The 20,438-nt window shown below is 69.7% G+C and carries 19 protein-coding genes; 17 read left to right on the top strand and 2 right to left on the bottom strand.

Going from position 1 to position 20,438, the window contains the following annotated elements:
• Positions 1-249: 249 nt before the first annotated feature.
• From NMN56_RS31005 to NMN56_RS30985, 5 genes are all read left to right on the top strand, one after another.
• On the top strand, positions 250-1,788 hold the full coding sequence (locus NMN56_RS31005) for a sugar ABC transporter ATP-binding protein (RefSeq protein ID WP_274047037.1): 1,539 nt from the start codon (positions 250-252) through the stop codon (positions 1,786-1,788).
• Entirely contained in the window at positions 1,785-2,834 is a 1,050-nt protein-coding gene (locus NMN56_RS31000) for an ABC transporter permease (RefSeq protein WP_430542750.1), read from the top strand. The genes NMN56_RS31005 and NMN56_RS31000 overlap by 4 nt, the downstream gene beginning before the upstream one ends.
• The gene (locus NMN56_RS30995) at positions 2,831-3,865 is read left to right on the top strand and encodes an ABC transporter permease (protein WP_430542749.1); all 1,035 of its coding nucleotides are present in this window, start codon (positions 2,831-2,833) and stop codon (positions 3,863-3,865) included. Before NMN56_RS31000 ends, NMN56_RS30995 begins: the two co-directional genes overlap by 4 nt.
• 158 nt (positions 3,866-4,023) lie before the next feature.
• Positions 4,024-5,103 carry a rhamnose ABC transporter substrate-binding protein gene (gene rhaS / locus NMN56_RS30990; RefSeq protein WP_274047036.1) on the top strand — a complete coding sequence of 360 codons (1,080 nt, stop codon included), beginning with the start codon at positions 4,024-4,026 and terminating at the stop codon, positions 5,101-5,103.
• 56 nt (positions 5,104-5,159) lie between these two features.
• Entirely contained in the window at positions 5,160-6,179 is a 1,020-nt protein-coding gene (locus NMN56_RS30985) for a LacI family DNA-binding transcriptional regulator (RefSeq protein ID WP_274047035.1), read from the top strand.
• Between the two features lie 87 nt (positions 6,180-6,266).
• Here NMN56_RS30985 and NMN56_RS30980 read toward each other — a convergent pair whose 3' ends face one another.
• Positions 6,267-7,442, bottom strand: coding sequence for an NAD(P)-binding domain-containing protein (locus tag NMN56_RS30980; protein WP_274047033.1), 1,176 nt, complete (start codon positions 7,440-7,442; stop codon positions 6,267-6,269).
• Between the two features lie 322 nt (positions 7,443-7,764).
• Here NMN56_RS30980 and NMN56_RS30975 point away from each other — a divergent pair, with 322 nt between their 5' ends.
• The 4 genes from NMN56_RS30975 to NMN56_RS30960 all read left to right on the top strand — a co-directional run bounded on the left by NMN56_RS30975 (position 7,765) and on the right by NMN56_RS30960 (position 12,227).
• Positions 7,765-8,187, top strand: coding sequence for a YjbQ family protein (locus NMN56_RS30975; protein ID WP_274047032.1), 423 nt, complete (start codon positions 7,765-7,767; stop codon positions 8,185-8,187).
• A gap of 78 nt (positions 8,188-8,265) precedes the next feature.
• Positions 8,266-9,801 (top strand): recombinase family protein, encoded by a 1,536-nt coding sequence (locus tag NMN56_RS30970; RefSeq protein WP_280842925.1) that lies wholly within the window; start codon positions 8,266-8,268, stop codon positions 9,799-9,801.
• A 21-nt stretch (positions 9,802-9,822) separates the two neighbouring features.
• Positions 9,823-10,335, top strand: coding sequence for a hypothetical protein (locus NMN56_RS30965; RefSeq protein WP_274047030.1), 513 nt, complete (start codon positions 9,823-9,825; stop codon positions 10,333-10,335).
• Between the two features lie 860 nt (positions 10,336-11,195).
• Positions 11,196-12,227, top strand: a complete 1,032-nt coding sequence (locus NMN56_RS30960; protein ID WP_274047029.1) for an NAD-dependent epimerase/dehydratase family protein — start codon at positions 11,196-11,198, stop codon at positions 12,225-12,227.
• 2 nt (positions 12,228-12,229) lie between these two features.
• Here the strand turns inward: NMN56_RS30960 and NMN56_RS30955 are convergent, their stop codons facing one another.
• Positions 12,230-13,561: an NsdA family TPR-like regulatory protein gene (locus tag NMN56_RS30955; RefSeq protein ID WP_488199818.1), complete on the bottom strand. Its 1,332-nt coding sequence runs from the start codon at positions 13,559-13,561 to the stop codon at positions 12,230-12,232.
• Between the two features lie 299 nt (positions 13,562-13,860).
• Here NMN56_RS30955 and NMN56_RS30950 point away from each other — a divergent pair, with 299 nt between their 5' ends.
• From NMN56_RS30950 to NMN56_RS30915, 8 genes are all read left to right on the top strand, one after another.
• Positions 13,861-14,436, top strand: coding sequence for a hypothetical protein (locus NMN56_RS30950; RefSeq protein WP_274047027.1), 576 nt, complete (start codon positions 13,861-13,863; stop codon positions 14,434-14,436).
• Positions 14,433-14,909 carry an ATP-binding protein gene (locus NMN56_RS30945; protein ID WP_274047026.1) on the top strand — a complete coding sequence of 159 codons (477 nt, stop codon included), beginning with the start codon at positions 14,433-14,435 and terminating at the stop codon, positions 14,907-14,909. The genes NMN56_RS30950 and NMN56_RS30945 overlap by 4 nt, the downstream gene beginning before the upstream one ends.
• The gene (locus tag NMN56_RS30940) at positions 14,909-15,298 is read left to right on the top strand and encodes a hypothetical protein (RefSeq protein ID WP_274047025.1); all 390 of its coding nucleotides are present in this window, start codon (positions 14,909-14,911) and stop codon (positions 15,296-15,298) included. The genes NMN56_RS30945 and NMN56_RS30940 overlap by 1 nt, the downstream gene beginning before the upstream one ends.
• Before the next feature lie 211 nt (positions 15,299-15,509).
• Positions 15,510-17,657 carry a tetratricopeptide repeat protein gene (locus tag NMN56_RS30935; protein ID WP_274047023.1) on the top strand — a complete coding sequence of 716 codons (2,148 nt, stop codon included), beginning with the start codon at positions 15,510-15,512 and terminating at the stop codon, positions 17,655-17,657.
• Positions 17,654-17,830, top strand: a complete 177-nt coding sequence (locus NMN56_RS30930) for a hypothetical protein (protein WP_274047022.1) — start codon at positions 17,654-17,656, stop codon at positions 17,828-17,830. Before NMN56_RS30935 ends, NMN56_RS30930 begins: the two co-directional genes overlap by 4 nt.
• A gap of 21 nt (positions 17,831-17,851) precedes the next feature.
• Complete coding sequence (locus NMN56_RS30925) at positions 17,852-18,061, top strand: DUF5999 family protein (protein ID WP_274047020.1); 210 nt, start codon at positions 17,852-17,854, stop codon at positions 18,059-18,061.
• The gene (locus NMN56_RS30920; RefSeq protein ID WP_274047019.1) at positions 18,058-19,098 is read left to right on the top strand and encodes an SAM-dependent methyltransferase; all 1,041 of its coding nucleotides are present in this window, start codon (positions 18,058-18,060) and stop codon (positions 19,096-19,098) included. Before NMN56_RS30925 ends, NMN56_RS30920 begins: the two co-directional genes overlap by 4 nt.
• A 126-nt stretch (positions 19,099-19,224) precedes the next feature.
• A complete protein-coding gene (locus NMN56_RS30915; protein ID WP_274047018.1) occupies positions 19,225-20,418 on the top strand; it encodes a GntR family transcriptional regulator in 1,194 nt (397 codons plus the stop codon).
• Positions 20,419-20,438 lie beyond the last annotated feature (20 nt).

Here is a 20,438-nt window from a genome sequence, read left to right as displayed (position 1 = left end):
TAGCCGCGGAAACAAGGGAACTTAGGCAGTACGGGCCCCCTTGACTGAGCACGGCCACAGAGCTAGCTTCCCGTCCACTGTCTTGAAACATTTCATTTTGAGGGCCCGTCAGTAGGGCTCGTCAGGCTGCGTGCCAACGGGCTGTACGTCCGTCGGGCCGTGTGCCGGTCAGGTCGCGTACCCGTCGGGCCGCGTGCCCGTCAGGCTGCGTGTCCGTCAAGAAGTGGGCGCAGCACCAGGAGGAGGAGCATGAGCAAGACCGCACCGGCCGGCGCCGACCCCGCGCCGGTCCTCGCGCTGAAGGGGGTGAGCAAGTCCTTCGGCAGCGTGCGCGCGCTGCGCGACATCTCCCTGGAGCTGCGCGCGGGGGAGTCGCACGCGCTGGCGGGTGAGAACGGGGCGGGCAAGTCCACGCTGATCAAGACCCTCGCCGGGGTGCACAGGCCCGAGGCGGGCACCGTACTGCTCGACGGCGAACCCGCCGTCTTCCACGGCCCGGCCGACGCACGCGACGCGGGCATCGCCGTCATCTACCAGGAACCCACGCTCTTCGCCGACCTGTCGATCGCGGAGAACATCTTCATGGGCCGCCAGCCACGCCGCACGCTCGGGCGCATCGACCACGCCGCCGTGCACGCCGCGACCGGCGCGCTGATGGAACGCCTCGGCGTCGACCTCGACCCCGGGCGCACGGCACGCGGCCTGTCCATCGCCGACCAGCAGATCGTCGAGATCGCCAAGGCGCTCTCCTTCGACGCGCGCGTGCTCATCATGGACGAGCCGACGGCGGCCCTCACGGGCAGTGAGACCGCGCGCCTCTTCTCCGTCGTGGAGACCCTGCGTACCGAGGGCGCGGCCGTGCTGTTCATCTCGCACCGGCTCGGCGAGATCTTCGACCTGTGCCGGCACGTCACCACGCTGCGCGACGGACAGCTCGTCGCCTCCGAACCCCTCGAAGGGCTCACCGAGGACGAGTTGGTACGCCGCATGGTCGGCCGCGACCTGGGCGAGCTGTATCCCAAACAGGAGGCGCGGCCGGGCGGTACGGCGCTCACCGTACGGCGTCTGACCCGCGAGGGCGTCTTCCGCGACGTCTCCTTCGACGTACGCGAGGGCGAGATCGTCGCCCTCGCGGGGCTCGTCGGCGCGGGCCGCAGCGAGGTCGCGCAGGCCGTCTTCGGCGTCGACCGTGCCGACGCGGGGGAGGTGCGGGTCAACGGGCAGGCGCTGCGCGCCGGTTCACCCACGGCCGCGATGCGCGCCGGGCTCGCCCTCGTACCCGAGGACCGCCGCCAGCTCGGGCTGGTCATGGACGCGTCCATCGAGCGCAACATCGGCCTCACAGGTCTGCGGCAGCTGCGCACCCGCGGCCTGGTGCGCCGCGCGGGCGAGCGCGCCCGCGCCTCCGACTGGGCCCTGCGGCTGAGCCTCAAGTACGGCAGGCTCTCCGACCCCGTCGGCTTCCTGTCAGGAGGCAACCAGCAGAAGGTCGTCCTCGCCAAGTGGCTGGCGACCGAGCCCTCCGTGCTCATCGTCGACGAACCCACGCGCGGCATCGACGTCGGCACCAAGGCCGAGGTGCACCGCCTGCTCTCCTCCCTCGCGGCCGATGGGCTCGCGGTGCTGATGATCTCCTCCGACCTGCCCGAGGTCCTCGGCATGGCCGACCGCGTCCTCGTCATGCACGAGGGCCGCCTCGTCGCGGAGATACCCCGCGCACAGGCCGACGAGGAGAGCGTCATGGCCGCTGCGACAGGCCGCGCGGGAAGCCGGGGTGAGGCAGCGTGAGCGCCACCCTGCGTGCCCCCGAGCCCGCCGACACTTCACAGCCGTCCCCGGCCGGCGCGAAGGGCGGCTCCCTCGCCGAAAAGGTGCTGCGCCTGCGGGAGTTCAGCATCGGCGCGGCCCTCGTCCTGCTCATCCTCGCCACCTGGCTCGTCAACCCGTCCTTCCTCGACGACCAGGGCATCAAGGACCTTCTCCTCAACGCCTCGATCCTCGTCCTCCTCGCCACGGGCCAGTCCGTCGTCGTCCTCACCCGCAACATCGACCTGTCGGTCGGCTCCGTCGTCGGCCTCACCGCGTTCGCCTGCGGCAGCTTCGTCTCCGGAACGGACCACAGCGCCGTCACCGTCCTGCTGCTCGGCATCGCGCTCGGCACCGTGTGCGGACTCGTCAGCGGCGCCCTCGTCAGCTTCGGACGCGTGCCCGCGCTCGTGGTCACCCTCGGCATGCTCTACGTCATCCAGGGGCTCGACCACGCCTGGGCACACGGCGAACAGATCAACGCGGCCAACGTCCCCGACGCCGTCCTCACCCTGGGCAGCGGCAGCGTTCTCGGCATCCCGTACCTGCCGATCCTCTCCGCCGTGGTGCTCGCCGCGACCGCCTACTTCCTGCGCGCCTACGGCAGCGGCAGAGAGCTCTACGCCATCGGCTCCAACCCCGAGGCCGCACGGCTGGCCGGTATCCCCATCCGCCGCAGGGTGCTGACCGCCTACGCCTTCTCCGGCGCCGTCGCCGGCCTCGCGGGCGCCCTGTGGCTCGCCCGCTTCGGCACCGTCGTCGCCGACGCGGCCAACGGCTGGGAGCTGACCGTGGTCAGCGCCGTCGTCGTCGGCGGCATCGCCATCACAGGCGGCGTCGGCACCGTGTGGGGCGCGGCGCTCGGCGCGCTGCTGCTCACCACCATCGGCAGCGCCCTCGTCGTGCTGAAGGTCAGCTCCTTCTGGGAACAGGCGATCACCGGCGCGCTGCTGCTCGCCGCCATCAGCACCGACCGCGTCGTGCGTGGCCGCACCACGCGGGCGCTCAGGAAGAGGAGCAGGCAGTGACCACCGCACCCCCCACCCCGGCACCCGCGCGGGAGGAGACCCGGCACGGGCCCGGCCGTATCGGCCGGTTCCTGCGCTGGGACGCGGCCGTCGGAGCACTGCTCGTCGCCGCCTTCCTCACCGGTACCGGCACGACCGAGGGCTTCTCGGACACGGCCAACCTGTCGGCAGCGCTCAACGACACCGCCGAAGTCGCCCTGCTCGCCCTCCCGATGACCCTCCTGGTCGTCGCCGGCCAGGTCGACCTGTCCGTCGCCTCCATGCTCGGCCTCTCCAGCGCGCTCGCCGGCTCCCTGTGGGACGCGGGCTGGAGCTTCGAACTGATCGTCCCCCTCTGCCTGGTGGTGGGACTGCTCGGCGGGCTGCTCAACGGCTGGCTCGTCACCCGTGTCGGACTGCCCTCGCTCGCCGTCACCATCGGCACCCTCACCCTCTACCGGGGCCTGGCCTCCGTCGTGCTCGGCAACAAGGCCGTCGCCGACTTCCCCGAGACCTACGCGCAGTGGGCGGGCAACAGCGAGACGGTGCCCGGCACCTTTGTGCCGTATCCCATCGCGCTCTTCTGCGTACTCGCCGTCGTGGCCGCCGTCGTCCTGCACAGCACGGGCTTCGGGCGCGCACTGTTCGCGGTCGGCGCGCAGGAGGACGCCGCCTGGTTCGCGGGCATACGGGTCAAGCGGATCAAGCTGATCCTCTTCGCGGTCAGCGGCTTCATGGCCTCGTTCGCCGGGATCGTCTACACCCTGCGCTACGGCAGCGCACGCGCCGACAACGGGCTCGGCCTCGAACTCACCGTCGTCGCCGCCGTGTTGCTCGGCGGCGTCGACTTCGACGGAGGCAAGGGCACACTCGGCGGCGCCGTCGCCGGCGTCCTGCTCATCGGCGTGCTCAACAACCTCCTCACCCTCAACGACATCTCGCACGAGATCCAGGTGATCGTCACCGGCGTGCTGCTCATCGTCTCGGTGCTCACCCCGAGGGTGATCGCGGTCCTCACCGCACGCAGGCAACGACAACCGGCGGCGCCCTGAGGTAAGCCCCCGCGCACACCGGCCCGCACCGACCCCGTGCACGGGCCCCGCACCGGCCAGGAACCGGCACAGCGCCCGCACCCACGCCCCCGAACCCCGCATCCACCCCGCACAACCCCGCATCCACCCCCGCACATCCACCCTCGAAAGGTATGTCCATGCGACGGCACCACCGCTCCCGCGTCCTCGCCGCAACGGCCGCGGCCTGCGCCCTCAGCCTCGCCCTCGCCGGCTGCTCGGGCACGACGAAGAGCGACTCCAAGGATGACGCGAAGGACAAGACGCAGAATACGAAGGCCGATCCGGACGCGCCCCTCAAGAAGGGCCTCAAGATCGCCTTCCTGCCCAAGCAGATCAACAACCCGTACTTCACGGTGGTGGACAAGGCGGGCATCAAGGCGGCCGAGGAGTTCGACGGCAAGGCCAAGGAGGTCGGCCCCTCGGACGCCAAGGCGTCCTCCCAGGTCAGCTACATCAACACACTGGTGCAGCAGCGCCAGGACGCCATCCTGCTCGCGGCCAACGACCCCAACGCCGTCTGCGGCCCGCTCAAGCAGGCGATGAAGCAGGACGTCAAGATCGTCTCGTTCGACTCGGACGCGGGCAAGGACTGCCGGCACGTCTTCATCAACCAGGCGGGCTCGGACGAACTGGCACGCAAGATGGTCAAGGACATGGCCGAACAGATCGACCACAAGGGCCAGTTCGCGATCCTCTCGGCGACGCAGAACGCCACGAACCAGAACACCTGGATAAAGATCATGAAGGACGAGCTGAAGAAGCCCGCCTACAAGGACATGAAACTCGTCAAGACCGCGTACGGCGACGACGTGGACCAGAAGTCCTTCCAGGAGACCCAGGGACTCCTCAAGGCGTACCCGAAGCTCAAGGGCGTCATCTCGCCCACCACCGTCGGCCTCGCCGCCGCCGCACGCTACGTCAGCGGCTCCTCGTACAAGGGCAAGGTCGTCCTCGGCGGACTGGGCACCCCCAACCAGATGCGCAAGTACATCAAGGACGGCACCGTCGAGAAGTTCCTCCTGTGGGACGCGGAGAAGCTCGGCTACCTCGGCTCCTACGCGGCGGCTGCGCTCTCCTCCGGGCAGATCACCGGCAAGGAGGGCGAGAAGTTCAAGGCGGGGAACCTCGGCGAGTACACGGTCCGCGCGGACGGCGAGGTTATCCTCGGACCCCCCACAGTTTTCGACAAGAAGAACATCGACGACTTCGACTTCTGAGGGGCTGAGGAGACGGTGCAGCGGGTTCGGCCGGAACGGTCAGGGGCGGCCCCACGGTGAGCCGCACGATCGGCATCAAAGAGGTCGCCCGCGCGGCCGGCGTCTCCGTCGGCACCGTCTCCAACGTCATCAACCGACCCGCCATGGTGGCCGAGGAGACCCGCGTACGGGTGCGCTCCGCCATCGAACGGCTCGGCTACGTCCGCAGCGAGTCCGCCCGGCACCTGCGTGCCGGGCGGAGCCGGATCATCGCGCTGCTCGTGATGGACATGGCCAACCCCTTCTTCGTCGACGTGGCCTCAGGCGCCGAACGCGCCGCGCGCGCCGCCGGGTTGGGCGTGATGCTCTGCAACAGCGCACAGAGCGCGGCCGAAGAGGCCGACTACCTCGCCCTCTTCGCCGAACAGCGCGTACGCGGCGTCCTCATCACCCCCACGGACACCACGGGCCGCAACCTCATCGACTTCCAGCGGCACGGCATCCCCTCCGTCTCCGTCGACCGCGTGGTGCCCAGCGCAGAGGGCTGCTCCGTCTCCGTCGACGACATCGAAGGAGCGGGCCTCGCCGTACGCCACCTCCTCGACCGGGGCCACCGCGACCTCGCCTACGTCAGCGGCCCCATGCACCTCAGCCAGTGCCGCGACCGCCACACGGGCGCGACGGACGTACTGCTGTCCTCCGGTACGGGCGCCACCCTCCGCCACATCGAGGGCGAACGCATGGACGTCGCCACCGGCCGCGACGCCGGAGCGCGCCTCCTGGGCATGTCACCCCGCCCCACCGCCGTCTTCTGCGCCAACGACCTGATGGCACTCGGCGTGCTCCAGGCCCTCTACGGAGCCGGCGTCTCCATCCCCGGCGAGGTGGCGCTCGTCGGCTACGACGACATCGAGTTCGCCTCTGCCGCCGCCGTCCCCCTCACCTCCGTACGCCAGCCCGCCTACCGCATGGGCCGCGCCGCGGCCGACCTCCTCATCGAGGAGACCGGCGACGAGGCGGCCCAGCACGAACACCGCCGCATCGTCCTCCAGCCCGAACTGGTCGTCCGCGCCTCCAGCTTGTCCCCGAGGGGCTGAGGCCGGGCGCGCGCTCACGGGTTCACCCGGGGCAGGGTGGCAAGGGAGGGGCCGCCAGGTCCGGCATTCACGCGGGACTGGTGGCACTCAAGCGGGAACGGCCGCCCGCGCCCCTGCCTGCGTCCGAGCCCCGACCCCGGTGCCAGCCTCAGTCCCAGCCCCGGTGCCAGCCTCAGTCCCGGCCCCAGCCTCAGCCCTCAGCAACGCCCTGACATCCCGTACGGCGGCACGCCCCGCCCGGTTGGCGCCGATCGTGCTGGCGGAGGGCCCGTAGCCGACGAGGTGCACCCGCGGGTCACGTACGGACCGCGTGCCCTCCAGCCGTATCCCACCGCCGGGCTCGCGCAGCCGCAGCGGCGACAGGTGGTCGATGACGGGCCGGAACCCGGTGGCCCACACGATCGTGTCGGCCTCGGCGCGCGCCCCGTCGGCCCACTCCACCCCGTCCTCGGTGATACGCGAGAACATCGGCAGCCGCTCCAGCACGCCGCTCTCCCTGGCCTTGCGCATCTGTTCGGTCATCGGCAGACCCGTCACCGACACCACGCTCCGCGGCGGCAGCCCGTCCCGTACCCGCTCCTCGACGAGCGCCACGGCTGCCCGCCCGTCCTCCTGCTCGAACGGGCCCTCGCGGAAGGCCGGCGGCCTGCGCGTGACCCACACCGTCCCGGCCGCGACCCCGGCGATCTCCATCAGATGCTGCACGGCGGAGGTACCGCCGCCCACCACGACGACACGCTTGCCCCTGAACGCGTCCGATTCGGGCCCCGGATAGTTCGCCGTGTGCAGCTGCCGCCCCCGGAAGCGCTCCTGGCCGGGAAAGCGCGGCCAGAAGGGCCGGTCCCAGGTACCGGTCGCGTTGATCACGGCCCGTGGTGACCAGTCACCCTCCGACGTGCGCACCAGCAGCCGCCCGTCCCGGCCCGCGTCCTCGCCTGCGTCCCGCACCTCCCGCACATCGACGGGACGCCGCACCCGCAGCTCGAAGGCGCGCTCGTACGCGGCGAAGTACTCGCCGATCACCTCGGAAGCGGGCCGGTCCGGATCGGCCCCGGTCAGCTCCATGCCCGGCAGCGCGTACATCCCGTGCACCCTGTCGTACGTCAGCGTCGGCCAGCGGAACTGCCACGCACCTCCGGGCCGCGGCGCGTGATCCAGCACCACGAAGTCCTCACCAGGCACATATCCGCTGCGCCGCAGGTGGTACGCGCTGGAGAGCCCCGCCTGCCCGGCCCCGATGACCACGACCTCCACATCGTTCATATTTGTACGAACCCCAAGAGCCCCCCGAACCTTCCCGCCCCGCCCCCCCATCTCCCCACCGCAGGCCCGCACCCCACGCCGCACACCGGGGAGGGCCCCGCCGCCCACCTGGAGACCCGCACGCCGCCGCACGGGCGGAACGGCCCTCAGGCTGCCGTCAGCCGGAACGTCCCCATCGCCGCACCGGTGGCACGGTCCCAGTCCCCCCGCTGGCGCACAGGCGGAACGGGCCCCCGCCGCCGCACGGGCGGAACGCCCCCTCGAATCCGCCAAGCGCCGGGCCCTGCCGCCGTGGGGGAGAGCCGGCGGCCATGATGGAGCCATGACCGACGCGCTCCGTACCCACGTCCTCGAACTCACCACCGGCTCGACCGAGACCGTCCTCGACCTCACCCGCGACTGCGAGCGCTTCCTCGCCGACGCCGCGGCCGGCCGCGACGGTCTCCTCAACGTCTTCGTCCCCCACGCAACTGCCGGCATCGCCCTCCTCGAAACAGGCGCGGGCAGCGACGACGACCTCCTCGGCGCCCTCCGCGACCTCCTCCCCCCGGACAACCGCTGGCGCCACCAGCACGGCACCCCCGGCCACGGCCGCGACCACGTCCTCCCCGCCCTCGTCCCCCCACACGCCACCCTCCCGGTCCTCAACGGCCACCTGGAACTCGGCACCTGGCAGTCCGTATGCCTGGTCGACACGAACATCTCTAACGTCAACCGCAATGTGCGGTTGAGCTTCCTGGGCTGACCAAGATCGTCCTGGGGGTGGCCGCCAATTCTCCGTACCCTTCCTCGCCGATACGGAGATGCAGTGGGCGGTACGAACTTGGATGCGATTGAGCGGCCCTGGGACGGCTGTGGAAAGTGCCTGGTCGGCGTGCGGCGGCTGTCGCGGATGAAGGCCGCGACGACGTCACCGGAACGGCAGCGGGACGACGTGCTGGCGGCAGCCGCGTCGATCGACGGGCACATCGTCGGCTGGGCCGATGACTGGGAGGTCTCCGGTGCCACCGACCCCGTGACCAGGCCCGAGCTGGGGCCATGGCTACAGGACGAGCGGGGGCACTACGACGGGTTGGTCGCGGCGGCGGTCGACCGCCTCGGCCGTAACGTCGTGGACTGCCTGAACACCGGCTACAAGATGCGTGACGAAGGGAAGCTCCTCGTCACCTACGGGCACGACGGTCCCTGGGACCTGGACGACCCGGCCGATGAGAACCGCTTCACCATCGAGGCATGGGGCGCCCAGATGGAGTTGCGCTCCATTCAGCGGCGCAACCGTGACGCGACGGTCAAGGCCCGGAAGGCGGGCCGGCCCAAGAACAAGCCGTCCTACGGGTTCCGGTTCGTGCGCGAGGTCATGGGCGGCCGGGTCGACCGGGTGGAACTCCACCCCCATGCGGCTTCTGTGATCAGGGGAGTGGCGCAGCGCATCCTGGCTGATCCGGAGAGTGTGACGCTGAGCAGTGAGGCCGCCCGGCTGAACCGCAGCGGCGAACTGGCACCCGCTGATCACCTGGCCGTGATGTACGGGAAGCCCGCACGTGGTCACCAGTGGTTTCCCACCAGCCTGAAGAACATCCTGCTCTCCCAGTCCGCGCTGGGCTACCTCACCCACCGTCACCAGCCGGTGCTGGACCCGCAGGGCAATCCGGTACGGATCTGTGAGGGGCTGTGGGACCGGACGACGCACGAGGCGCTGAGCCGAGCCCTCCAGGCCGGTGAGACCCGGTTCAAGGGCAGTCCGCGGCAATCCAACCGCCCGTACCTGCTCACAGCACTTGCCTACTGCGGGCACTGCCACAACAGGCTCTTCACACAGACATCCGCGGACGTGCCTCCTCGGTACGTGTGTACAGCCCGCAACAAGGGCTGGCGTTCAGCCCTGCACTGCCGACCCGCGCCGCTCATCCGGACACAACTGCTCGATGAGGCCGTCGAGCGCTGGTTCCTCCGGACACTCGGCGACGGAGCGATCTACGAGACCGTCTACGACCCCGGGAACGGCGTTACGGAACGCATAGCCGAGGTCCGGGCCAATCGCGAACGGCTGCGCACCGACCGCGAGGCGGGCCTCTACGACGACGCGGACGACCAGGACTGGTTCCGCGAACGCTACGCCGCGATGGGCAAGGAACTCGCGGCCCTTGAGGCAATGCCACGCATCTCGCCCGGAATGGTCTCCCAGCCGACGGGCGATACGGTCGCCGACCGTTGGCACCGGGCGCCCGATGTGCAGGCCCGGAAGGAGATCCTGCGCGACTTCGGAGTCAGGATCACCCTCTTCAACACCAAAGCTCCAAGGCGATGGTTCATCGGCCGCGTGCACGGCCCTGAAAACGCTCCGCCCGGGGCGGCTTGAGCAGCCAGGAACGGAGAAACCATGTCGAATATCCAAGGAGACGAGATTCGGGGCCGCTTGTCGGCTGGCCGGTACACAACGGGCGGCGCCCTGGCTGTGCCTGCTTGGACGCTGGAGACCCTGAATGAGAGTTCGGCCAACGCCGTTGCACTGGCGTACGGGGGCGAAACGCTGCGTCAGGGGGAACATGAGTTTCACACCACCCTCCCACAGGCCCAGATACCCATTGCTCACGCAGAAGTCGAGCTGGGGGCCGAACTGGATGCATGGGGGAGGGAAGTCAGTCGTATCGTGTTTCGCCTGGTGCGAGCTCCGGCTCTGGGCTACTTCGCTCTTGCCTCCAGCTCTGAGGAGTTCGCGTCCTCGCTCAAGTCGGCAGCGGAGATGGAGTCCCGTGAACGCCGTGGGATGACGCTGGACCTCCGAGTGAGGCGGATGGCAACCCGCTCCGGCATGCAGGTGATGTATGCCTGGCCTATCGCTCGTGTCGGCGTAGGAGAGACCTGCGGAACCGGCTTCGGCCTGATCGCATAGGGCATTCGTTGAGCGCCCATTGAGAGGTGTGCATCCTTGAGTTGCAGGTGAGAGCTCTGGCGTGCGTGAGGCTTGAGGAGCTCGTACTGGTCGGGGGCGGGTGACTTCGGTGAAGACCGTCGGTTGACGCGTGATTTCGCGGTCCGTCAAGACCAGCAGGGCCCTGACCAGGCTGGTCGCCCATGTCGGGTCGGTGCAAACCTTGCTGAGCACGCTCCAGTTCTTGATATGGGCGAGGCCGTGCTCGACCGGGGCCCGGATGGCGGCGAGGGTGGTGTTCGACTACGTCCCGGCCGTGTCGTCGTTCCTGGTGGAGTTGAAGTCCCCAGCGAGGACGGTGCAGGTGCCCAACGGGGTCTGCCGGGTAATCTCCTCGGCCAGCCGGTCCACTCCCTGCCGCTGCCGCTGCCGCTGCCGCTGCCGGGGCCGTCGCCGTGGGCCAGGTGCACGTTGACGACCGTGACCCGGTGGCCGGTCCCCTTCCGTGCGAACTGTGCCCAGGGGAAGACCTTCGTGTCGCGCTGCGGCTCCCCGGCCCCGACCACGCCGCCATCGGTCTTCGTCAGGGTCGCGGTGTTGTACAGAATCCAGCGCTGGTCCTGCTTCTGGGCGACCGCCACTTCTGGTCTGTGTATGAAGCTCTTCGGCGTGGTGGCTCGATCGCCCAGGCAAGGCATCCTTGGGCAGTGCACCTTCCTGAAGTTCCGCTCAAGCCCCGTGGGCTCGCTCCAGACGAGCAGGAGTCGGCGGCACTCCCATGGAGCGGTGAGGTTTGTGGGTAAGCACAGTCTGAACGCCCTTCGTACTCACCCTGAGTTCGTCTTGGCATCGCAGATGGCTCGGCGGGCAGGATCGGGGGCATGCGAATCCTTGTGTTGGGCGGAACTTGGTTCTTGGGCCGGGCTGTTGCCCAGGCAGCTCTTGAGCGGGGGTGGGAGGTTTCCGCTTTCAATCGGGGGCGTTCCGGAGTGGCCCCGGAAGGGGTGACGGAGATCCGTGGAGATCGCACGGTCCCGGCGGACGTAGCGGACCTTGCCGTTCACGGGCCGTGGGACGCTGTGATCGATACCTCTGCTTCCGAGCTTGCTCCGCGTGATGTGCTGGCGGGAGCGAGGTCTCTGGAGCAGGCGGCAGGAGCCTACGTCTTCGTCTCCACCGTGAATGCGTACCGGGGCTGGCCGGACGAGCCGTTGACGGAATCCTCGGAGCTCCTGGACGGGCCGGCCGACGCCGACATCGAGTACGGTCGCCTGCCCGCGGACTGGGATGGTCCGGATTGGTACTACGGGCGGCAGAAGGCGGGCGCGGAGCGAGCGGCCCTGACCACGTTCAGTGCCGACCGGGTGTCGATCCTGCGGCCCGGGGTCATTCTGGGGCCTGGTGAATATGTGGGGCGCCTTCCCTGGTGGTTGCACAGGGCGAGGAGCGGCGGTCCGATGCTCGCTCCGGGGGCCCCGGACAAGGGGGTTCAGCCCATCGACGTCCGGGACCTCGCTGATTTCGCTCTTGAACAAGCCCAAGCTGCCGGGGGCGGTTCGTACAACGTCACAGCTCCCATGGGGCACGCGACGATGGGAGGGTTCCTGAACGCGTGTCTCGAAGTCACCGGAAGCTCTGGGCATCTCGTCTGGGCGTCCGATGCCCTCTTGATCGACCATGGTGTGAAGCAGTGGACCGAGCTTCCGCTGTGGCGGACCAACGCTGGGGCCTGGCGAGTTGACTCCAGCCGGGCTCAGGCAGCCGGGCTGTGGTGTCGGCCGCTCGCGGATACCGTCGCGGACACCTGGCAGTGGCTTCGAACAGGGGGCACGCCTGTTGAACACCCGCGGTGGGCGGAGCACGGAATGTCGGGGGTCAGGGAGGCAGAGATCCTGGCGAAGCTGGTCGACTGACGTCAGCCTTCGATGGCGAGTGGGGTGGCGAGACCGAGCTTCTGCGCGGCGGCTGTGGAGGTGAATTCCTCAATCCGTTCGCCCAGCGCGTTCGCTTCGGCCGCCCCATTGAAGTCCGACCGGCACAGCTCGGTTCGGACGGCCGCGAGGCGCTCCACGGTGCCTGCCACCCGCCACTCGGTGGGGATGGAGAAGACCGGTTCAAGAGCCTCGTGAGCGCCCGCGAGTTCGCCGCGTAGCAACCGGGCGCGGGCAAGGTCGACGGAAGCCTGGGAGGAGATGAGGATCGGTCGCTGCGCTTCTGGGCGGGATGCCAGGAGGTCCAAGGTGGCGGCAGCCGCCTCTTCAGCGCCTTCGGCATCGCGGAGCAGGAGGTACGTGGTGGCGTTGCTCATCGCGACACGATCCTGCGGGAACCCGAACTCCCCGCCGATGTCGTCGTGGAGTTCATCGCGTGTGCCGGTGCTCAGGGACAAGGCATTCCCGATGGCCTGCTCAGCGGCGGCTTGATCGCGCAGATGGCCGAAGGCCCGTCCCTCGATCACGTTGAGACGGATACGAGCGGTGTCGCCCAGCCCACCGAATTCGCGGGCGGTTCGGACAAGCCGTACCGCCTCTGCTGGGCGGCCGTCCCAGAAGGCGAGAAAGGCGAGTGCACCGTGCGCGTACGCCTGCAGCGGACCGTGCTCGATGACCTTTCCGTAGAGAGCGGCGGTGCGTGCAAGCGATACGGCAGGGGGCAGTGCCCCCAGGTCAAAGCTGATCGCTGACAGGAGGGCGGCCGACTGGCCAGCGGCCAGGTACGCGCGTTTCTTTTGCCGAGGTACCTCTGTACGTTCCAGAAAGGCCTGGGCGAGGTTCAAGAGTTCCTTCGCACGTCGGTACACCTCGCTGGGGGATGTGCGGTTGTATTCGCGCGCCAGAGCTACAACGTCGTCGTCGAGCTGGTCGAGCGTCATGTCTGGCACGCTGAGGGAAGCGGCGCCGGTGGCGTGTGCCGCTGCGTCCCGAGCAGTCATCGTGAGCTCGCTTTCGTTCGGTAGAAGCACGTGCTGGTGGGGCGGGGCCGGAAGCGTCTCTGGTGGTCCCAGGAGCTGGCGAGCGGAGAACCCGAACATGTGCTCCAGCACCTGTGGCGCCGGTAGATTCGGGAGGCCCTTTACACGACCTGACGTCCAACGCCGGAAAGTCTGCTCTTCGACAGTCGCGGTCGACGGGGCCTGTCCTGCGGCTGCTGCAAGTTCCCGGGCAGCCTGCTCGTAGGCGCGTCTGAACATGGCATATGTCCATCCCCGCTCCGATACGAGCTGTTGAAGCAGCGTCCTGGCCGTCATCTTGGCGCTCGCCTTTCTGGCCGCTGATCAGGATCGGGGCGTGAGGTGAATGGCCCCGCAGCTCACTATTGCCCAACTCGCCTTCTCCAAGGCGCCATCGGACCGATGTGGGTCCCGAATGACATGCCGGTGACACCTGTGTCAGCCCACCGTGCATGAGGTGGTACCTGCCGCGACATGGTGCCCTCCGCCTGCGAGCGGGAATCTTGGCTTCCTTCCACAGAGACCCGGGCTCGGACGTGCACCGGGGCAGCCCGCGGCCTCTTGGGGCTCAAGAGCAATGCGCTGGAGGAGCCATGATGACCCCCGCCACTACCGTCGCCACCATCACCTCGATGAACGGCGAGGCGACCGTACTCCCGGCTCCGGGCGCCCACTCACGGTTAGCGGCGGAATGGATGGACCGGGAGTCGCCCTTTGGCCAGAGGCTCGTTCCGCAAGCAATGGGGGTGGGGCCCGACCCGGGGCTCTGTGCGATGAAGCGACGCTGTTCGAATCTGGCCCGCCAAGTCGCGGTGCTGAGGGAGAAGGGCCGGACTCCGAGGGTGTGCCTCTACGCGCTCACCGCGCACACGGGGGAGGTCCCCACGCGCTCGCTGGGGGAGGTGCGCGCCTTCGCTGTACGGGAGGGCTGGCTGGTCGGGGCCCGGCAGATCATCACGGACCGTACCGGGCCTGCCCGTCCGACGGTCCGGTCGGGCTGGAGCCGCGTGCGGCGGAACGTGCGGTCCGGCTACGCGGACGGTGTCGTCGCGCTCGCGCAGTCCGCCATCACCCCGCGCCGCGATGAGTACGAGTCGCAGCTCCAGTGGTTCGAGGACCACTTCGGCTTCATCGCGCTGGTGTATCCCGAGATCCCTGAGGAGCAGCGATGACGGCGACAGCGGTGGAGCCTTGCGGTGGACAACTCCCTCTCCTGGCCGAAGACATCCGGGACGACCTGAGCCTGCGGATCTTGCGCACTCCCAGGGCGTCGGGTGCCCCCGTTCCTGGCTACGAGGCCCGTTGGGTCGAGCGCTGCCGCCGGATCGGCGCCGCGAAACTGCGCCACTGGAGCATGCCGGGCCTGATCGAGAACGCCCAGCTCCTCATCAGCGAACTCGTCACCAACGCCTTGCGGCACGGGGACGGAAGCAGCGACACCGTCGTCCGGTTCGTCATCACTGCGGACCGCTTGCTGATTGCCGTGGACGACGGCTCGCCTGGCACCGCGCGGGTCCGGGATGCCGGGGTGGGCGACGAGACCGGCAGAGGCATGCTCCTGGTCGCCGCGTTCGCTACGCAGTGGGGCGTCAGCCCGGACGGCTCGACGACATGGTGCTCCCTCGCCGTCGAAGGAGCGACCTGATGGCGCGGGACTCCGTGACTTTGACCGTGCTCACCGGGGACGATCTGGCCGCCGACCGCTTCCCCGACCTGCCGGTGCGGCTCGTGGTCAACGCGGCCTTCGCGGAAGAAGAAGGGGAGGACCGCCCCGCGCGGGTGGAGATCCGGATGCGGCCGGACCGCCTGGCGGATCTGGCCGCGCGCGTGAGGGCGGCGCAGAGCACCTTGGCGGTCGCGGCGCGTCGCAGCGCGGAGGCTCAGTCCGTTCAGGAAGAGCGCGAGTGGGCGACGTATCTGGCGCTGCGCAGTTCCCCGCCGACCGATACCGACCTGTTGAAGCGGGTCCTTGTGCGCCTCGGCGGCGAACTTCCACCCGCGGTCGCGCGGAAGACGAACAGGGGGACTTGGTGACCAACTGGATGAGCGCCGTCACCAGACTCCAGACCATTGCCCGCCGGAGTCGAGGTACCCACCCGATGGCTTCCCTGTGCGCTGCCGACTCTGCCGCGTTCGACCGGCGTGTGCGCGTCTTGCACGTGCTCCGTACGTCCCACGAGGCCGCCCGACCGTCCGCCCCGTCCGGCCGTCCTGTTCCCGCTGTGTCCGAGAGGGGGTGGCCCTCGTGAAGAGGAACAGCATCGGCGGCTCGGTTCGCGGCCCTGTCGTCCAGGCGGGGGTCGTGCACGGCGGCGTCCACCTGTACCACCAGGCGCCCTCCCCGCCGCCTCCCCGCCAGCTCTTCCCGGTGACGGCCGCGTGGACGGACCGGGAAGCGGACCTGGAGCGTCTGGACGCCGCGCTCGGCGAGCGTTCTTCCTACGCGTCCGCGACGGTGGTCATCACCGGGGTGGGTGGAGTGGGCAAGAGCGCGCTCGCCGCCCGGTGGCTACGCGCGCAGGAGGAGCACACCCCCGACGGCCAGCTCTACGCCGATCTCGGTGGCGGCCGGGGCGTGCGGCCCGGGGCGGTGCTGCGCCGGTTCCTGCGCGCACTCGGCCTTACCCGTATCGACGGTGATCTGGACGAGGTGACCTCGCTCTGGCGCTCTGTCACGGCCGGTCGCCGCCTGGCTCTGCTCCTGGACAACGCGGCCGACGCCGCTCTGGTTCGCCCGTTGCTGCCTGGTGGCCAGGGCCACTTGATCGCTGTCACCGCTCGTCGGCCGTTGACCGATCTGGTAGCCGAGGGCGCGCGCATCCATCGGCTGGAGCCGCTTGCCGAAGCGGCCGCCACCCAACTCCTCGCGCGGCTGGTGGGGGAGGAACGAGTCGCCCGCGAACGGGCCGCTCTCGAAGAGCTGGCGGGCCGGTGCGGACACCTGCCGCTCGCGCTGTGTGTGGCGGCCTCCCGGCTCGTCGCCCTGCCGGACGTGTCGGTGGCGACCGTCGCGGCACACGCCCGAACCGACCACCGGATCGACGTAGGGACTCCTTCTGTGACCACCACCGTGCACACGACGTATCAGGAACTCCCGCACCGGACCGCTCGCGTCTATCGGCTCCTCGGCGCGCTTCCCCACATCGTCATCGATGTCGGCACCACGGCCGCCGCCTGTGCGCTGGCTCCGGAAGAAGCCGCGTGGCAGCTTCGGGCGCTTGCTGACGTGCGGCTCCTGGAGAGCCAGGGCGAGCACCCCGGAGGAGGCGCCTGCTTCCGGCTTCACGACGAGGTCCGCCCGCACGCCAAGCGGTGCGTCGCCGAGGACGAGAACGAGGCGTCCATGACCGAGGCCGCCCGGCGCTGGCTGGACTGGCTCCTGCTCACCTTCACCCGTGCCGAGAATCTGCTCACCCCCGCGCACCAGCCCATGGACCGCGACGTGGAGTATCCGTCCTCGCAGCCCTTCCCGTTCGACGACGAGGAGGGCGCTATGAGGTGGCTGGAGAGCCACCAGAGCGACTTGGAGGCCGGGGTGCGGGCAGCCGAGACGCGGGGCTGGGACTCCTTGGTGTGGCAGCTCGTGCACAGTGCCTGGCCTCTGTTCCACCGGACGCGGCCTCTGGAGCTGTGGCTGGACTTGCACTACCGGGGACTGACCGCCGCGGGCCGCTGCCGGCACCGAGGAGCACAGCGCGAGATGCTCACCACCCTTGCTATCGGCCTGCGCGGGGCGGGGCGCTACACGGAGGCCGCGGAACGTGCCTCGGACGCTTTGCGACTCGCTCGCGAGGATGGCGACGCCCGCTGTGAAGCCCAGGCCCTCCACGAGCTCGGCGTCTGCCACCACGCGCAGCACGAGGGCCAGTTGGCGAGCGCCGTCCTGGAAGAAGCGATCACCATCCGTGAACGCCTCGGCTACCGGCGCGGCGTCGGCCTCTCCCACCTCACCCTCGGCCTGGTCCACCTCGAAGCCGGGCGGGCCGGGCAAGCCATCGGCCACCTCACCTTCGCCCGCACCGAGTTGTCCCAGGTCCCCGACGTCTTCGACACAGCCCGCGCGACCGCCTGGCTCGGACGGGCCTGGGCGCGCGGCGGGGACTTCGAGAAGGCGACCGGGCTCCTTGAGGAGGCGCTCGGAGAGTTCCGGGCGCTGCGCTCCGCGCGCTGGCAGGCCCGCGCCCTGCACATGCTCGGCTGCACCGCCGAGGAACAGCACCAACCCGAGCGCGCCCAGCAGCTCTTCACGCAAGCCCTGGAGATCGCCTCCACCGTGAGCCCGAAGGACGCCGAGCACATCCGCGAAGGACTGCGTCGCATCACACCCCACAAGCCCGGCCAGCAGACCGAGGGCACTTCACCGCCAACTTCACCGGAGGGGGAGACGTGGTGAAGTCAGCGATCCGCGGCGCCACGCTGGCGTTGGCGAAACCGGCGAAGAACAGCCGGACGGCCCTGCACCTCCACGATCCCCCCCCGCTTGGGGACCTGGACGAGAAGCACGACCACACCGCTCGTACGCCTGTCCCCGAGAACTGCCCGCCGCCCGGCGCCGTCCGGGCCTGACCCGCCATGAGGAGGACTCCCATGTGCTCCCACACTCCCGTGTGTCCGTCGGCGGAGGCGCCCGACGCGGACGCCGCCCAGGCCGACTCTCGCTGTTTCGAGCAGGGCTGGACCCTGTTGTGCAACGGCATCCTGCTCTTCGAGGACACCGGCCAGCTCCGTCCCGACCTCGCGGCCGTCGCGCCGCGCCGCCCCCGCCGCGGGGCGGCCGGGAAGGCGGTCGCCGCGTGATCGTCGAACAACAACACCTCGGTGCGGTTGAGCCGTTGTGGTACGCGCACTTCACCACCGCTCAGTCAGCCCGCGTCTATGACCTGTTTCTGGACGGCATCGAGTATTACCCGTGCGATCGCAGAGCCGCCCTCGACATCTACGGTGCCGCCGAGTGGGCGAAGACCGCCGCGATCATCAACCGCGGTTTCACCCACGTCTCGGTCGGCACCTCGCTGGCCCACGGCATCCGGCAGTTTCTCGACCTGGGGTGCGGAGTGCCTGCCATGCCGAACGTGCACGAGATCACCGCCGCCACCCAGCCCGGCTGCCCCGTCGTCTACGTTGACCACGACCCGGCCGTCCACCAGCACACCAGGCGCCACCAGGACGGCGGCGATCCGCATCAGGTCAGCGCCGTACACGCCGACCTCCTTCACATGGAACGGCTCCTGGCCCGCCCTGAGGTGGCCGCGGCGTTCGACCTGGACGAGCCGGTCGCCGTCCTGGTGCACGACGTACTGCCGTGGTGCGAGGACGACCAGGCCGTACGCCAGGCGATGGCCACACTGCGCGCCTGGCTGCCGCGCGGCAGCACCCTGTCGATCACCCACCTGACCGACCACTGGCACCGCGCCACCATGCCCGACCTGATCGACGCCTGTGCCCAGCACGGGCTGCGCGTGAGGCCGCGCTGCCGGGAGGAGATAGCCGAGCTGTTCGGCGACTTCGTCCAGCAGGGCCCCGGCCTGGTCGCCACCGGTCAGTGGTACGCGGGCAGCTGGTGCAGCCAGTACCCCCAGGAGCAGTCCGCCGCGTTCGCCGGCATCGGCGTCAAACCCGCCCGAACGTCCACCGGCCGGGCCCCAAGGGGCGAGCCCGCCGTGAGTATCCGTACTGACCGTTCGCAATTCGATGGGCGTCCGCCAGCCTTCCGCGATGCCGTGGCGAACAGCACACCGCGCGCCAACGGTCCGGTGCCGCCCAACGGCTTCGACGCCCCGTACGAGCGGATACGAGCCCGGCTGCCGCTGGTCGATCAAGCCACGAAGCCCTGACGCTGACCTCCGACGACGGCTGCGGCAGCACCCTGTCCAGCCAGAGCGCAATGGACGCCGCCCTGGCCTCCTTGATATCGGCCCGTGCCCGGTACCACCGGGCCTGACCCGCAGGTAAGGACCCCCGTGAACTCTCACACCCCGACGTGTCCACCGGCCAACGACCCCCAAGCCCTGGAGAGCGGTAGGCGCCGCGACCTGTCCTCCACGGTTCGGAAGCTGTCCTTCACCCATGGCCCGATGGCCATGCGCTCGACTGCCGCCGTCCTCAACGGCTACGACCGCGCCTACACCTACATCGCCGAGTGGCTGCCGCTGGCCCGCGAGCGGCGGGAGGGGGCGGGCGGGTCGCCCGCTGACCAGGCCCGCTGGGACCGTTTGATGGCTGCCGTCGTCAGGCCGGAGGGGAGGAAGGACACCTCGTACGAGGGCCTGATCGTCTTGACGAACAACGGTCGGGAGCTACTGCACGCGCTCGCCGAGACCGAGTCTCCCTCCCCGCCCGTCGAACAGATCGCCCGCCACATCCGGAACAGCCTCAAAAACGGCACCTATCCGCCCGGCGCTTTACTCCCAGTGGGCCGTATCGCTACCCGGCTGGGCGCGCCCCACTCCAGCGTGCGCCTGGCCCTGGCCGACCTCGCTGCTTCGGGCACGGTCGAGATGCACAACGAAGGCCGTGCCCGCGTCCCGGGCGTAGATCGGCACAGGAACCTGCCTGGTCAGATCGCCGCCTGGCTCAGGACGCTGATCGCCTCCGATGTCCTGCCGATCGGCAAGCGCCTGCCCTCCCGCGCCGAACTGAGCCGCATCGTGGTCACCAACGCGCAGCCGGTGAACGAAGCCCTCCAGATCCTCGCGGGCGAGCAGGTGATCAAGTTCGGCCCCAGCCTGCGACCATTCGTACCTCCTGGCACCCGCATACCCGAGGAGCCGGACACGTCCGCTGCGTGCGCGTCGCAACTCCAGCCCGCCCAGCAGCTTGACGACGACTCGGACCTTCGGCCGTCCGCGATCCGAGAGAGCGTCCGCAAGGCGCACACGTGGTGGCGAAGACGGCTCTCTCCGCATCCGGCCAGCCTGGAGCACTGCATCGGTCACCTCTGTGCCGCACGCCAGCACCTCACCCCCAGCGCGCTGGCCACCGACGCCCGCCTTTCGGCACACGCCAGCGGGACCCCGCGCGCGGTTGCCCGCCGGGCGCTCGTCACCGAAGCCGCCCTGCAAGACCCGGCCGCCGACCTCCGGATCTGGCGCACGGCCTGTCTCGCCACTGCCGTGAACGACCTCCTGCGCCTCACCGAACTCCACCAGCTCTGACCCCCCGGGTAGCACTCCCC

Origin of the sequence: Streptomyces iconiensis (assembly GCF_028657195.3) — a bacterium.
Lineage (GTDB): Bacteria > Actinomycetota > Actinomycetes > Streptomycetales > Streptomycetaceae > Streptomyces > Streptomyces iconiensis.
The sequence above is the reverse complement of the archived record's forward strand: the minus strand, read 5'-3'. Positions and strand labels throughout refer to the sequence as shown.